A 13,086-nucleotide genomic window follows, 5' to 3' on the forward strand; every position below is an offset into this window, starting at 1 on the left:
ATTCGCCCGACGCGCGCGAAACCGCCATTTTACCCGAGTATCGGCGATTCCATGGCTTCTCTCGGGCGGGATATCGGGATTTCTATGGATATGACGTTCGCGGCAGGAAGCGCATGAGCCCACATCGCCGCGGCGCCGGGCGCGCTAACATAGACATTTCAATCTCCTTTTCGCGGTTAGAGAACCATCTTGGCGCACCCCGATTCACCCGATTCCCACGCAACTCCCCACGCTGCGGCGCCGGCTTGCGGCGACGCCCACGAGCCGCTGCGCGGTGGCTTCACGTCTACCCGCTTCGTGCTCGTCGAGCCGAGCCACCCCGGCAACGTCGGCGCGGCCGCGCGCGCGCTGAAGACCATGGGATTCTCGCGCCTCGTGCTGGTGGCGCCGCGCGTGCCGCAGGTCCACTGCGACCCGGAAGCCATTGCCATGGCGAGCGGCGCCGACGACGTGCTCGCGGCCGCCCACATCGTGCCGACGCTTGCCGATGCGCTGGCGGGCGTGCAATGGTCGCTCGCGCTCACAGCGCGCACGCGCGAGTACGGGCCGCCGCCCGCAGCGCCGCGCGAGGCGGTGCAGGACGCCTGCCGCCAGGCGGTGCACGGCGGCGACATCGCGCTCGTGTTCGGCAACGAACGCACGGGCCTGTCGAACGACGACGTCGAGCGCTGCAGCGCGCTTGCGCATATTCCGGCCAATCCCGCCTATAGCTCGCTCAATCTTGCCCAGGCGGTTCAGGTGCTCGCCTACGAGCTGCGCCTCGCGTACCTCGGGGAGAGCGCACCCGCCGCCGCGCTGCCGGCGGCTGGCGGTGCGGGCGGCGCCGCCCCGCTTCCGGCCGGGTCGCCGCTCGCGACGAGCGACGACATCGAGCGCATGTACGTGCACCTCGAGAACGCGCTCATCGCGCTCGAGTTTCTCGACCCCGCCAATCCGAAGAAGCTGATGTCGCGGCTGCGGCGGCTCTTCGCCCGCTCGGGGCTCGAGCGCGAGGAGGTCAATATCGTGCGTGGCATCGCCAAGCACATCCTCCTGCTCAAGGGCAAAGGCGACGGCAAGGGCGAGATCCGCTGATCCTCTGTGTCGGCGCGGCTGCGCGCGCCGGCGCAAACCTTGCCGCCGACGGGGGCTTCCGACCTCGAATCGGCTTTGCGCCTACAATCGGCTGAAAACCGGCGAAAAAATCATAAGCAAATGCGCGCGGCTGCAATAGCCGTTGCGTCGCTTGCACGCACGCTGCGGCGTCGCGCGGCCGCCATTCCCATGTTTCATCCGTTTTTAGCGTGACAGCCATGTTCAAGAGACTTCGGGAAGACATTGCCACGATCCGCGAGCGCGATCCCGCCGCCCGCAGCGCGTGGGAGGTCCTGACCTGTTATCCGGGTCTGCACGCGCTCGTGCTGCATCGCTTCGCGCATGCGTGCTGGCTCGCCAGGCGCCGCTGGCTCGCGCGCTACATTTCGCAGATCGCGCGTTTTCTGACGGGCATCGAGATCCATCCGGGCGCGACCGTCGGCAGGCGCGTGTTCATCGATCACGGCATGGGCGTGGTGATCGGCGAGACGGCCGAGGTCGGCGACGACTGCACGATCTACCAGGGCGTGACGCTCGGCGGCACGTCGCTCACGCGCGGCGCGAAGCGCCACCCGACGCTGGGGCCGGGCGTGATCGTCGGTGCTGGCGCAAAGGTGCTCGGCGGCTTCACGGTGGGCGCCGGGGCGAAAATCGGCTCGAACGCCGTGGTCGTGAAGCCGGTGCCGGAAGGGGCTACGGCGGTAGGCAACCCCGCACGCGTCGTCGCGCCCGCGAAGACCGCGCCGGTGCAGGCCAAACCGGCCTCGGCGCGAGAGGGCTTTTGCGCCTATGGCATCACGCCCAATGCCGACGACCCGGTTTCGCTCGCGATCCACGGCCTGATCGACCACGCGGCTACGCAGACGCAGCGCGTCGATGCGATCGTCGTCGCGCTCGAGCGTCTCGGCGCGCGACTCGAGGCGCTCCATGGCGCCGATGCGGCGCTCGCCGAATTGCGGCGTCTATCCGAGGGGCTCGAATGCGTCGGCCCGCAAACCGAAGCGTCGAGCCGCGAGGAGGAGAAGGCGCCTGCGCGCGTTTGAGACGTGGCGCCAGGAGGGCGCTAAGAGCAAGCGCTAAAAGTAAAGGCGGCGCACCTCAGTCCAGCGGCAAGACCCTGAAGCCTTCGGCATCCACGCGCAGATAGCCGCCACGCGGCTTGCCGTGATCGAGATCCCAGTCGGGCAAGACCCAACGTGTGCCGCCGGGCTCCTGGTGGCGCGCCGGCCGGTGCGTGTGGCCGTGCACGATGGTGTTCGCGCGCGCACGCTTGAAGAGCGCCGCAACGCCTTTGACCGTGACGTCGTACTTCGGCAGGCGCGGGCCGCTGCGTTTGCTTTCGCTCGCGCGACGCGCGCGCTCGGCGATCGCTCGCCGCCAGCGAAACGGCCAGGCAAGAAACAGCAGCTGCACGAGCCGGTTGCGCGCGAGCTTGCGGAAGACCTGATAGCCGTGATCGTCGGTGCACATCGCGTCGCCGTGCGCGAGTGCGAGGCGCGTGCCGAACGCGGTGATCGCGATGGGGTCGGGCAGCCAGATCGCGCCCGCGGCTTTCATGAAGCGCTTGCCCATCAGAAAGTCGCGGTTGCCGTGCATGATGTAGAGCGCGATGCCGCGCTCGGAGAGCGTATGCATCAGCGCAGCCATGCGCGCGGGGAACGGATCGGTGAGCATGTCGTCACCGATCCAGTATTCGAAGAGGTCGCCGAGTATGAATACCGAGTCGGCCTGATCGGCCGTGACCCGGATGAAGCGCTCGAACGCGGCGACCGTACGCGGAATCCCTTCATTCAGATGCACATCGGAAATGAACAGAAACGGACGAGCCGCGTGGGGGCGCTTGCCCTCGCCGGGCACGCCCGCGGCAGCGTGTCGTAAAGCCTTTTCCTGCAGCATCGATGAAGGGTGTGCGTGAGAGTTGTACGAAGCTTATTCGACGACGACAGCCTTCTCGATCACGACGTCGTCGACCGGCACGTCCTGATGGAAGCCCTTCGAGCCCGTCTTGACCTTCTTGATCTTGTCGACCACTTCGAGGCCTTCCACGACCTTGCCGAACACGGCGTAGCCCCAGCCTTGCGGCGTCGGCGACGAGTGGTTCAGGAAGTCGTTGTCGGCGACGTTGATGAAGAACTGCGCCGACGCCGAGTGCGGGTCGTTGGTGCGCGCCATGGCGATGGAGCCGCGCTCGTTCTTCAGGCCGTTGTTCGCTTCGTTTTCGATCGGCGCTTCGGTCGGCTTTTGCTTCATGCCGGCGTCGAAGCCGCCGCCCTGGATCATGAACCCGTCGATGACGCGGTGAAACACCGTGCCGTCATAGTGGCCGCTCTTCACATAGTTGAGGAAGTTGGCGACCGTCTTCGGGGCCTTCTCGGCGTTCAGTTCGAGCTTGATGACGCCGTGGTTCGTGTGCAGTTCGACCATGATGGAATCCTTTGCCTGTGGCGGGGGGAATGAACGTCGCTGCATCGGCAAGAGGCGGGGCGTGTTGCCCAACGCGTGTGCCGGCGCCGCGACGTGCGACGGGTGAGGGCGGCGCTGCCGCCCGGTTAGTCGATGATTAACTGGCGTGTTGCCGGCGTGCTTACTTGCCGACGACGGTCGCCGACTCGATCACGATTTCCTTTTGCGGCACATCGGACATCGGGCCGCGCGAGGTGGTGGGCGCCGCTTCGATCTTCTTCACGACGTCCATGCCTTGCGTGACCTTGCCGAACACGGCATAGCCGTTGCCGTCCGGGTTCGGATAGTCGAGGCCGGCGTTATCCACCGTGTTGATGAAGAACTGGGCGGTGGCCGAATTCGGGTCGCTCGTGCGCGCCATCGCGATCGTGCCCGTGAGGTTCTTCAGGCCATTCCTGCTTTCGAGCGCGATCGGCGCGCGCGTGGGTTTCTCGACGAAGCTTTGCGTGTAGCCGCCGCCCTGGATCATGAAGCCGCGAATGACGCGATGAAAGATCGTGCCGTTGTACTGGCCAGCCTTCACGTACTGCAGGAAATTGTCGACGGTCTTCGGCGCTTTCTCCGGATAGAGCTCGACGCGAATGTCGCCTTCACTGGTCTTGAAGAGCACTTGCGGATGCGCGGCGGCCGGCTGGCCGTTTTGTGCAAAGGCGGGTGCGTTCGCGATCAGGGCGGCGCTGCCGAGCGCCAACATCAACCATTTCATGAGTATCCTCGGAAGTGCGGGAAAAACGTGTCGCGGCGCGCACGCTGCGCGCCAGATGTTAGTTCGACGGCGCCACGAAAGGCGGCATCGCGAGCGATCCCGTCGAGCCGCCGAACTGGTACGCCGGGTTGCTGAGCGCGGGCACGATGGCCGACGGGCTCGCTGCCGATGCGCTTTCTGCCGCTGCCGCGGCCGACTTCTTTTGCGCGGGCGGCGGCGAGATGATCTTCGCGATGTCGGCCTGGCGCTGCTGCGTGGTGCCGCTTGCATGGCCAAGCGTTTGCGCGCGACGGTATGACGCGTCGGCCAGACGCAGGTAAAGGTCGCCGAGATTTTCCCACGCGAGTCCGTACGACGGGTTTGCCTTCACCGCGGTTTCGAGCGCGACGCGCGCCTCGTCGTAGCGGCCATGCTTCGCGTAAAGCGCCGCGAGATTGTTGTAAGGCTCGGGCAATTCGGGGTAGAGCTGCGTGAGTTCGGTGAACGCCTCGATCGCGTCGTCGTCGCGGTTCAGGCGCGCGAGAATGGTCGCGCGCTTGAACTTCGCCTGCACGTCGCGCGGGTTCGTCTTGATGCGCGCGTCGAGCTGGCTGAGCGCGCCAGCCCAGTCGTGCTGGCTGATCGCGGCGTCGGCGCCGGGCGTGGCGTCGGAGGTCGCCGGAGGCGCGGCATGCGCGATGCTGACACTGCACAGCACGATCGCGACGCTCGAGAGAGCCGACGCGGCAAGGGTCGCAGCACGGGGCGCGCGGCCGCTGGAAGGTTTCATAGGGTGAGGTCGCGGTGTTATACTCCGAGCCATTCTAACAAAAGGTCTGTGCGTTTCGTCGCGCGCTTTGTCCCTCGCCCGTTTCATTCGTATTCCGGGCGCGCTGCGCGAGTCGCCGGGCTTTCTAACGCCACTCGTGGTCGTCTCCGCCCCGATAGCAACCTGGTTGCAGTCCGGTCGCCGACAGACAGCAGCCTGAGCAATGCGGGCATCACCCGCTGGCTGCGGTCGGCGCCGCCGCGGATTTCTTTCGACCCACGTATCCATCGCCTTTATGGAATCACTGCGCATCTACAACACGCTCGCGCGTGACAAGCAAAATTTCGTGCCACTCGAGCCCGGCGTCGTGCGTATGTACGTCTGCGGGATGACGGTGTACGACTATTGTCATGTCGGGCATGCGCGTGTGATGGTGGTGTTCGATATCGTGCAACGCTGGCTGCGCGCGCTCGGCTACAACGTGACCTATGTGCGCAACATTACCGATATCGACGACAAGATCATTCGTCGTGCGGTAGAAAACGGCGAGACGATCAAGCAGCTCACCGACCGTTTCATCGCAGCGCTGCACGAAGACGCGGACGCGCTCGGCATCGAGCGTCCCGATCACGAGCCGCGCGCGACGCAGTACATTCCGCAGATGCTCGACATGATCGGCAAGCTCGAGCGCAACGGCTACGCGTACCAGGGCGCGGACGGCGACGTGAACTACGCGGTGCGCAAGTTCGCGAACTATGGCGCGCTCTCCGGCAAGTCGATCGAAGACCTGCGCGCGGGCGAACGTGTGGCGACGAACGATGCCAAGCAGGATCCGCTTGACTTCGTGCTCTGGAAACAGGCAAAACCGCAAGAGCCGGCCGACACGAGCTGGGATTCGAAATATGGACGCGGGCGTCCGGGCTGGCATATCGAATGCTCGGCGATGGGCTGCACGTTGCTCGGCGAGCACTTCGACATTCACGGCGGCGGTCAGGACCTGCAGTTTCCGCACCATGAGAACGAGATTGCGCAGAGCGAAGGCGCGACCGGCAAGACGTTCGTCAATACGTGGATGCATAACGGCTTCGTGAATATCGACAACGAGAAGATGTCGAAGTCGCTCGGCAACTTCTTCACGATCCGCGAAGTGCTGGCGAAGTACGATGCCGAAGTGGTGCGCTTCTTCATGGCGCGCGCGCATTACCGCTCGCCGCTGAATCACAGCGACGCGCATCTCGACGACGCGCGCAACGCGCTCACCCGTCTTTACACGGCGTTGAAAGACGTGACGCCGGACGCGGGCGAGCTTGACTGGAACGAGCCGTACGCGCAACGTTTTCGTGCGGCAATGAACGACGATTTCAACACGCCGGTGGCGATCGCCGTGCTGTTCGAACTCGCGAGCGAGGTGAACCGTACGCGCGACGCCATGCTCGCGCGTCAGTTGCAGCGTCTCGCACGTGTGATCGGGCTGCTCGTGCGCGAGCCGCGCGTGTTCCTGCAACAGGCCGCGGGCGCACAAGATGCAGGCGCGCTCGACGTGGCAGCGATCGAAGCGAAGATCGCGGCGCGCACGGCGGCCAAGCAGGCGAAGCAATATGCGGAGGCGGACCGGATTCGGGCCGAACTGCTCGAAGCCGGTGTCGCGCTCGAAGACAAACCGGGCGGGTTGACCGAGTGGCGCCGCGTGTAAGCGGGCTGTCCAGTTTCCACTGATCGATTCGCGAGGCAGGAGGCAGGATGGCAACGGCCACGAAGACGCAGACCAGGCGGTCTGCGTCGCTAACGGGCGGAACTGCGGGCGCACCCGCAGGTGCAAAGCGTGCGCTCAATGGAGCGGGCGGCAAGGCAGCGACAAGGCCGGCTGCGAAGACGGCGCGCGGGAAAACCAACGGCGCGTCCGGCTCGCACGAAGTGCTCGACGGCGCGGCAATCGAGGCTGCGCTCTCCAATGGTCCGGCGGCACTCGAAGCCGTGGAGCCCGCGGCGAACGCGCTGGGCGATCTCGAATTCGAAGTGCAGCGTCCCGACTATTGGGACAAGGCGTGCGCGGACCTCGTCAAGCGCGACCGCATTCTCAAGAAGCTGATCCCGAAGTTCGGTCCCGTGCATTTGTTGAGCCGCGACGATCCGTTCGTCACGCTCGCACGCTCGGTGGTCGGCCAGCAGATTTCGACGGCGGCGGCGCAGGCGCTGTGGCAGCGTGTGGAAGCCGCATGCCCGAAGCTCATGCCGCAGCAGTTCCTGAAACTCGGTCACGAGAAGCTCGCCGCGTGTGGCCTCTCGAAACGCAAGACGGAATACATCCTCGATCTCGCGCAGCATTTCGTCTCGGGTGCGCTGCACGTCGGCAAGTGGACGTCGATGGAGGACGAAGACGTGATCGCGGAGCTCACGGCGATTCGCGGCATTGGCCGCTGGACCGCCGAGATGTTCCTGATCTTCAATCTCGCACGCCCGAATGTGCTGCCGCTCGACGATCTGGGCCTGATCCGCGCGATCAGCGTCAACTATTTCAGTGGCGAGCCGGTCACGCGCAGCGAAGCGCGCGAAGTCGCGGCCAACTGGGAGCCGTGGCGTACCGTCGCGACCTGGTATATGTGGCGCAGCCTCGAGCCGTCGTGAGGCCCGGGGCTGTCGTCAGCGTCTGAGAAAAATGCTATCGATCGAAGAAATCGATAGTTCTGAGCCGATTTCGGCGCGGGCTGGCGCGGTTAGAATACGCGCTGCCGCAAAGTGAAGGATTCCCACACATGAAGACCACGTTTCTGGATTTCGAACAGCCGATCGCTGAACTGGAAGCGAAGATCGAAGAACTGCGCTTCGTTCAGGACGATTCGGCCGTCGATATTTCGGAAGAAATCGAGCGGCTGTCGAAGAAGAGCCAGCAACTCACGAAGGACCTCTATGCGAACCTGAGCCCGTGGCAGGTTTCGCAGATCGCGCGTCATCCGCAGCGTCCGTACACGCTCGATTACGTGCACGAGCTTTTTACCGATTTTCACGAACTCCATGGCGACCGCTCGTTCGCGGACGACCTTTCCGTCGTCGGCGGCCTCGCGCGCTTCAATGGCCAGGCCTGCATGGTGATCGGCCACCAGAAGGGCCGTGACACGAAGGAGCGCGCCGCGCGCAACTTCGGCATGCCGCGCCCGGAAGGCTATCGCAAGGCCGAACGCCTGATGCGTCTCGCCGAAAAATTTGGCCTGCCCATCTTCACGTTCGTCGACACGCCGGGCGCGTACCCGGGCATCGGCGCGGAAGAGCGCGGCCAGTCGGAAGCCATTGGCCGCAATCTCTATGTGATGGCCGAACTCAAGACGCCGATCATCACGACGATCATCGGCGAAGGCGGTTCGGGCGGCGCGCTCGCTGTGGCCGTGGCCGATACCGTCATGATGCTGCAGTTCTCGACCTACTCGGTGATTTCGCCGGAAGGCTGCGCGTCGATTCTCTGGAAGAGCGCTGCGAAGGCGCCGGAAGCTGCGGAAGCGCTGGGCCTCACGGCGCACCGTCTCAAGGCGCTGGGCCTCATCGACAAGATCGTGAACGAGCCGCTCGGCGGCGCGCATCGGGACCCGAAGGGCATGGCCGCGCTGCTGCGCCGCGCGCTCGCCGACTCGCTGCGCCAGTTCCAGGGCATGAGCATCGCCGATCTGAAGCAGCGCCGTTTCGAGCGCCTGATGGCCTACGGCAAGTTCAAGGAAACGACGCCGGGCGCATAAGGCGCGCGACGTCAACGTTCCTCGACGTCTGCGGTCGTGCTGTGACCGACCATCCCGAATCCGACGCCGGGCGCATCGTTCTCGATGCGCTCGGCGTTGTGCTTTCCACGCTTGCCGACGACGCACGCATCGCGATCGCGTATAGCGGCGGGCTCGACTCGTCCGTGCTGCTGGACGCCGCGGTGCGGGCGGCGGGCGCACAGCGTCTCGTCGCACTGCATGTGCATCACGGCCTGAGCCCGAACGCCGACGCATGGCTTGCCCATTGCGAGGTAACCGCGCGCGCGTACGGCGTGACGTTCGACGCGAGGCGCGTAGAGTTGGCGCGCGACGACGCGGCCGGCGTCGAGGCGGCTGCCCGCGACGCGCGCTACCGCGCGCTCGACGCGATGTGCGCGGCGCACGGCGTGCAGGCGCTCTGGCTCGCGCAGCATGCGGACGATCAGGCGGAGACGGTGCTGCTGCAGTTGCTGCGCGGCGCCGGGCTCGCGGGGCTCGCAGCGATGGCGCCGGCACGTGCGAGCGCGAATGGCGTGGCGCGCATGCGGCCGCTGCTCGCGCTGTTGCGCATGCAACTGGAGCGCTATGCGCGCGCGCACGGCCTGCACTGGATCGACGACGAATCGAACGACGACACGCGCTACGCGCGCAACGCCTTGCGTCACGACGTGATGCCGGCGCTCTCGGCTCATTTTCCTGGCTATCGCGATGCGCTCGCGCGCACGGCGGCGCATGCAGCTGCTTCGCAGCGTCTGCTCGACGATCTCGCGCGCATCGATTTGCGCGACGTCGGACGCGAGGGCGACCGCGCGCTTTCACATGCCGCGCTGCTCGCGCTCGACGATACACGCGCCCTCAATGTGCTGCGTTACTGGATGCGCTCGCTTGGCCTGCCGGCGGCGTCGACCGCGCGGCTTGCGGATCTGTTGCGGCAGTTGCGCGAGGTTGCGCGCGATGACCCGAATGGCCATGCGTTGCGCGTCGATCACGCCGGACATCGCTTGCGCGCATATCGCGGCATCGTTTCGTGGGAAGCCATGCGGGCGCGCGACGAACGCGCAGGCGAGGGCGCCGCTCATGCACGCGCGCCCATGTCGTTGAACTGGCGCGGCGAGGAAGTCTGGCGGCTGCCGTCATGGCGCGGGACCTACGTTTTCGCGCCCGCCGCTCCCGACGATGCCGATGCCGTTCCCGAGCACGTGCTCGCGAGCGCGCCGCTTGTCGCGCGCGAGCGCAGCGGCGGCGAGCGCTTGCGCGACGAAGCCGCGCACGTGAGCCGCACGCTCAAGAACCTGTTCCAGACGCGCGGCGTGCCGGCATGGGAGCGCGACGTGCCGTTGCTCTATGTGGGCGAGACGCTGCTGTTCGTGCCCCGTATCGGCGTGAACCGGTCGGCGTTCGGCGCGACGCCCGGCGAGCCTGACGCGGCCTGGCGACGCATCGAATGGCGCAAGGATGTGCTGATCGCCTGAAGTCGCGTCCGACGTCATCGATTAATTCGCCGACGGGCGTGGCGATCGTTCCCCCGCAAATCCTTGCCACACAGGCCTCTTTCGGCCTCTGCGAGCGTGTCCTGTCTTGTAATTTCGGCGTCAATCGGGTAGTGTAAGTCGTTTGTCCAGCCCGCTTTTTCGCGTTCGCGGACGCCGTCAAAAGCGGCGTGTCTCGTGAAGGCGCGATTTTTCCTTCGAGCGGTATCCGACGGTTGCAGGGACGTCGTAGCGGCATGCGGGCAGGGCGCGAGTGCAAGGCACCAGCGCGCGTCGACACGATGCGCCGGCCTTCGCGCCCCTGAGGCAAAACCCCGCGCGTGCTGCACGCGCTGAAGCCGCCGCCGTGGCCCCAAGGCGTCCGGGCGGCCCGGTTCTTCAGTGCGCCAGCGCGGTAACATCTCCAGTTCAGAACGACAATGGCACTCATCGTACACAAATACGGCGGCACCTCGATGGGCTCGGTCGAGCGCATCAAGAACGTCGCCAAGCGCGTCGCCAAATGGCACAAGGCCGGCCACAAGATGGTCGTCGTGCCTTCGGCGATGTCCGGCGAAACCAATCGTCTGCTCGGTCTCGCGAAAGAAATTTCGCCGCAGCCCAGCCCGCGCGAGCTCGACATGATTGCGTCGACCGGTGAGCAGGTGAGCGTCGGTCTTTTGTCGATCGCCCTGCAGGAAGCAGGCGTCGACGCCATCAGCTACACCGGCTGGCAAGTGCCGGTCAAAACCGACAGCTCGTTCACCAAGGCCCGCATCAACGACATCGACGGCGAGCGCGTGCTGGCCGATCTCGACGAAGGCAAGGTGGTCGTGATCACGGGCTTCCAGGGCATCGACCCGGAAGGCCACATCACCACGCTCGGGCGCGGCGGCTCGGACACGTCGGCAGTTGCAGTCGCAGCGGCGCTGAAGGCCGACGAATGCCTGATCTATACGGACGTCGACGGCGTCTACACGACCGACCCGCGTGTGGTCGACGACGCACGCCGTCTCGACCGCATTACGTTCGAAGAGATGCTGGAAATGGCCAGCCTCGGCTCGAAAGTGCTGCAGATCCGCTCGGTGGAATTCGCGGGCAAGTATCAGGTGAAGACGCGTGTGCTCTCCAGCCTGACCGACCCGATGATGAACCTCGACGAGGAGATGTCCTCGGGCACCCTGATTACTTTTGAAGAAGACGAGACCATGGAAAAAGCAGTCATCTCGGGTATCGCGTTCCAGCGCGACGAGGCCCGCATCATCGTGATGGGCGTGCCCGACAAGCCCGGTATCGCGTATCAGATCCTCGGCCCGGTGGCGGACGCTAACATCGACGTCGACATGATCATCCAGAACCAGAGCGTGGCCGGCAAGACCGACTTCACGTTCACGGTGCCGCGCGGCGACTATCAGCGCGCCATCGATGTGCTGAACAACCAGGTGAAGGGTCACGTGAGCGCGGAGCAGGTGCTCGGCGACGCGAAGGTGTCGAAGGTTTCGGTGGTCGGCGTGGGCATGCGTTCGCACGTGGGCGTGGCGAGCAAGATGTTCCGCACGCTTTCGGAAGAGGGCATCAACATCCAGATGATCTCGACCTCGGAGATCAAGATTTCGGTACTGATCGACGAGAAGTACATGGAGCTGGCAGTGCGCGCGCTGCACAAGGCGTTCGACCTCGAGCACGCGTAAACCGTGCCGTGTTTGCGCGGCCATTGCGCCGCGTTTGTGTTGTGTGACGAGGATGTGACGCGGTTTTTCCGCTCGATTCCGATGCACGATGCCGCGCCCGAGGTTCGTTGTGCGCTTGCAGAAAAAACTTTGCAAAAAAGCGTCATATGAATTGACCGGAAGGCGCTAACCCGCTATTATCTTGGCTTCGTTGCGCTGCCTCCCTGGCGCGAACGAAGTTTTTGGGAGACGTGGCCGAGAGGTCGAAGGCACTCCCCTGCTAAGGGAGCATCTGGGCCAAAACCTGGATCGAGGGTTCGAATCCCTCCGTCTCCGCCAGTAATGGCGGTGGAAACCCCGCAAGTCTCGGCTTGCGGGGTTTTTGTTTTTTGGGTCGCAAATTGCTCGATGTGAGGAGGCAATAAGTCGTCGCTCGAAGGCAGTGGAAGAAGCACTGCAAGAATCGTCAGGAATGCCAGGCAAATTGCGATGGCGCCCTGGAGTGCAAAGGTTTTGCATTGAGGCGCCGATAAATGGACTGGGGTTCGCGAGTCGTGCGAAGTCTTCTGCACACCGGCGCAAGCGATGCTATTCTGCCCGGCGCTGTTGGCCATCCGCCGCCCAGTGTAACGAGACGTAACGACATCGAACGCAGGCCAGGTTCGTGCATCAGTTATTACAAGTTTGAAATACGCGGGCGAAAGCCGTGCGTTATATTGGCTTGAACAAAACATCAAATCCGAAAGGTGAGTCCATGAAGTTCCCACGTGTTGTTGCAATGCTGCTCGGGGGCGTGGCTATCGGCGCATCGAGCGTTGCTATGGCTGGCGTGAGCGTTGGTGTCAACATCGGTATTCCGGCCCCGGTTTATGTCGCTCCGCAACCGGTCTACGCGCCGCCTCCGCCGCCGGTCGTCTATCAGCCGGCTCCTGTTTATGCCGCGCCACCGGCCATCGTCATCGGCTGGCACGGTGACCGTTACTGGGACGGCCGCCGCTACTGGGGGCGCGACGACTGGTATCGTCATCACGGCGGCTATGACGGCCCGGGCCGCGGACACTACGACCGCGGCCACTACGACCGCGACCACTACGACCGCGACCACGGCGGTCCTCCGGGACACTGGCACTAAGCCGCGAGGCTCTTTGCCGGCGTGGTGCGCGTGACACGGCGCGCATCGCGCATCGAACGCCACGCCAAAAGAAAAGCCGCCCAGTGGGCGGCTTTTGCA

12 protein-coding genes and 1 tRNA gene are annotated in these 13,086 nt (G+C 64.9%); 9 read left to right on the plus strand and 4 right to left on the minus strand.

Annotated features, from left to right (window positions below; translation table 11 throughout):
- The first annotated feature begins 267 nt into the window (after positions 1-267).
- Both AB3X98_RS13450 and cysE read left to right on the plus strand, forming a co-directional pair.
- Positions 268-1,074, plus strand: coding sequence for an RNA methyltransferase (locus AB3X98_RS13450; protein WP_141710715.1), 807 nt, complete (start codon positions 268-270; stop codon positions 1,072-1,074).
- A 218-nt stretch (positions 1,075-1,292) separates the two neighbouring features.
- Entirely contained in the window at positions 1,293-2,117 is an 825-nt protein-coding gene (cysE, locus tag AB3X98_RS13455) for a serine O-acetyltransferase (protein WP_069265571.1), read from the plus strand.
- 55 nt (positions 2,118-2,172) lie between these two features.
- Here the strand turns inward: cysE and AB3X98_RS13460 are convergent, their stop codons facing one another.
- The 4 genes from AB3X98_RS13460 to AB3X98_RS13475 form a co-directional block, all read right to left on the minus strand.
- Entirely contained in the window at positions 2,173-2,970 is a 798-nt protein-coding gene (locus AB3X98_RS13460) for a UDP-2,3-diacylglucosamine diphosphatase (RefSeq protein ID WP_069265572.1), read from the minus strand.
- A gap of 33 nt (positions 2,971-3,003) precedes the next feature.
- Positions 3,004-3,498 carry a peptidylprolyl isomerase gene (locus AB3X98_RS13465; RefSeq protein WP_069265573.1) on the minus strand — a complete coding sequence of 165 codons (495 nt, stop codon included), beginning with the start codon at positions 3,496-3,498 and terminating at the stop codon, positions 3,004-3,006.
- A gap of 160 nt (positions 3,499-3,658) precedes the next feature.
- Positions 3,659-4,243: a peptidylprolyl isomerase gene (locus tag AB3X98_RS13470; RefSeq protein WP_069265574.1), complete on the minus strand. Its 585-nt coding sequence runs from the start codon at positions 4,241-4,243 to the stop codon at positions 3,659-3,661.
- A gap of 58 nt (positions 4,244-4,301) precedes the next feature.
- Complete coding sequence (locus AB3X98_RS13475; protein ID WP_069265575.1) at positions 4,302-5,012, minus strand: M48 family metallopeptidase; 711 nt, start codon at positions 5,010-5,012, stop codon at positions 4,302-4,304.
- 274 nt (positions 5,013-5,286) lie between these two features.
- Between AB3X98_RS13475 and cysS the strand changes: the two genes are divergently transcribed.
- The 7 genes from cysS to AB3X98_RS13510 all read left to right on the plus strand — a co-directional run bounded on the left by cysS (position 5,287) and on the right by AB3X98_RS13510 (position 12,987).
- A complete protein-coding gene (cysS, locus tag AB3X98_RS13480) occupies positions 5,287-6,684 on the plus strand; it encodes a cysteine--tRNA ligase (protein ID WP_069265576.1) in 1,398 nt (465 codons plus the stop codon).
- Between the two features lie 47 nt (positions 6,685-6,731).
- Positions 6,732-7,616 carry a DNA-3-methyladenine glycosylase gene (locus tag AB3X98_RS13485; RefSeq protein WP_368610263.1) on the plus strand — a complete coding sequence of 295 codons (885 nt, stop codon included), beginning with the start codon at positions 6,732-6,734 and terminating at the stop codon, positions 7,614-7,616.
- A gap of 128 nt (positions 7,617-7,744) precedes the next feature.
- Positions 7,745-8,716, plus strand: coding sequence for an acetyl-CoA carboxylase carboxyltransferase subunit alpha (locus AB3X98_RS13490; RefSeq protein ID WP_028204107.1), 972 nt, complete (start codon positions 7,745-7,747; stop codon positions 8,714-8,716).
- A gap of 41 nt (positions 8,717-8,757) precedes the next feature.
- Positions 8,758-10,188 (plus strand): tRNA lysidine(34) synthetase TilS, encoded by a 1,431-nt coding sequence (gene tilS / locus AB3X98_RS13495; protein ID WP_368605046.1) that lies wholly within the window; start codon positions 8,758-8,760, stop codon positions 10,186-10,188.
- Between the two features lie 437 nt (positions 10,189-10,625).
- Entirely contained in the window at positions 10,626-11,876 is a 1,251-nt protein-coding gene (locus AB3X98_RS13500) for an aspartate kinase (RefSeq protein ID WP_069265579.1), read from the plus strand.
- Positions 11,877-12,100: 224 nt separating this feature from the next.
- Positions 12,101-12,194: transfer RNA gene (locus tag AB3X98_RS13505), tRNA-Ser, on the plus strand.
- Between the two features lie 415 nt (positions 12,195-12,609).
- Positions 12,610-12,987: a hypothetical protein gene (locus AB3X98_RS13510; RefSeq protein WP_368605047.1), complete on the plus strand. Its 378-nt coding sequence runs from the start codon at positions 12,610-12,612 to the stop codon at positions 12,985-12,987.
- The last annotated feature ends 99 nt before the right edge of the window (positions 12,988-13,086 follow it).

The sequence above is a fragment of the Paraburkholderia sp. BR14312 genome (assembly GCF_040948675.1).
Taxonomy (GTDB): domain Bacteria; phylum Pseudomonadota; class Gammaproteobacteria; order Burkholderiales; family Burkholderiaceae; genus Paraburkholderia; species Paraburkholderia nodosa_A.

Coding starts and splice junctions, on each gene's coding strand:
- AB3X98_RS13460 (WP_069265572.1), bottom strand. CDS start 2,970: ATGCTGCAGGAAAAGGCTTTACGACACGCTGCCGCGGGCGTGCCCGGC.
- AB3X98_RS13465 (WP_069265573.1), bottom strand. CDS start 3,498: ATGGTCGAACTGCACACGAACCACGGCGTCATCAAGCTCGAACTGAAC.
- AB3X98_RS13500 (WP_069265579.1), top strand. CDS start 10,626: ATGGCACTCATCGTACACAAATACGGCGGCACCTCGATGGGCTCGGTC.
- cysE (WP_069265571.1), top strand. CDS start 1,293: ATGTTCAAGAGACTTCGGGAAGACATTGCCACGATCCGCGAGCGCGAT.
- cysS (WP_069265576.1), top strand. CDS start 5,287: ATGGAATCACTGCGCATCTACAACACGCTCGCGCGTGACAAGCAAAAT.
- AB3X98_RS13490 (WP_028204107.1), top strand. CDS start 7,745: ATGAAGACCACGTTTCTGGATTTCGAACAGCCGATCGCTGAACTGGAA.
- AB3X98_RS13485 (WP_368610263.1), top strand. CDS start 6,732: ATGGCAACGGCCACGAAGACGCAGACCAGGCGGTCTGCGTCGCTAACG.
- AB3X98_RS13470 (WP_069265574.1), bottom strand. CDS start 4,243: ATGAAATGGTTGATGTTGGCGCTCGGCAGCGCCGCCCTGATCGCGAAC.
- AB3X98_RS13475 (WP_069265575.1), bottom strand. CDS start 5,012: ATGAAACCTTCCAGCGGCCGCGCGCCCCGTGCTGCGACCCTTGCCGCG.
- AB3X98_RS13510 (WP_368605047.1), top strand. CDS start 12,610: ATGAAGTTCCCACGTGTTGTTGCAATGCTGCTCGGGGGCGTGGCTATC.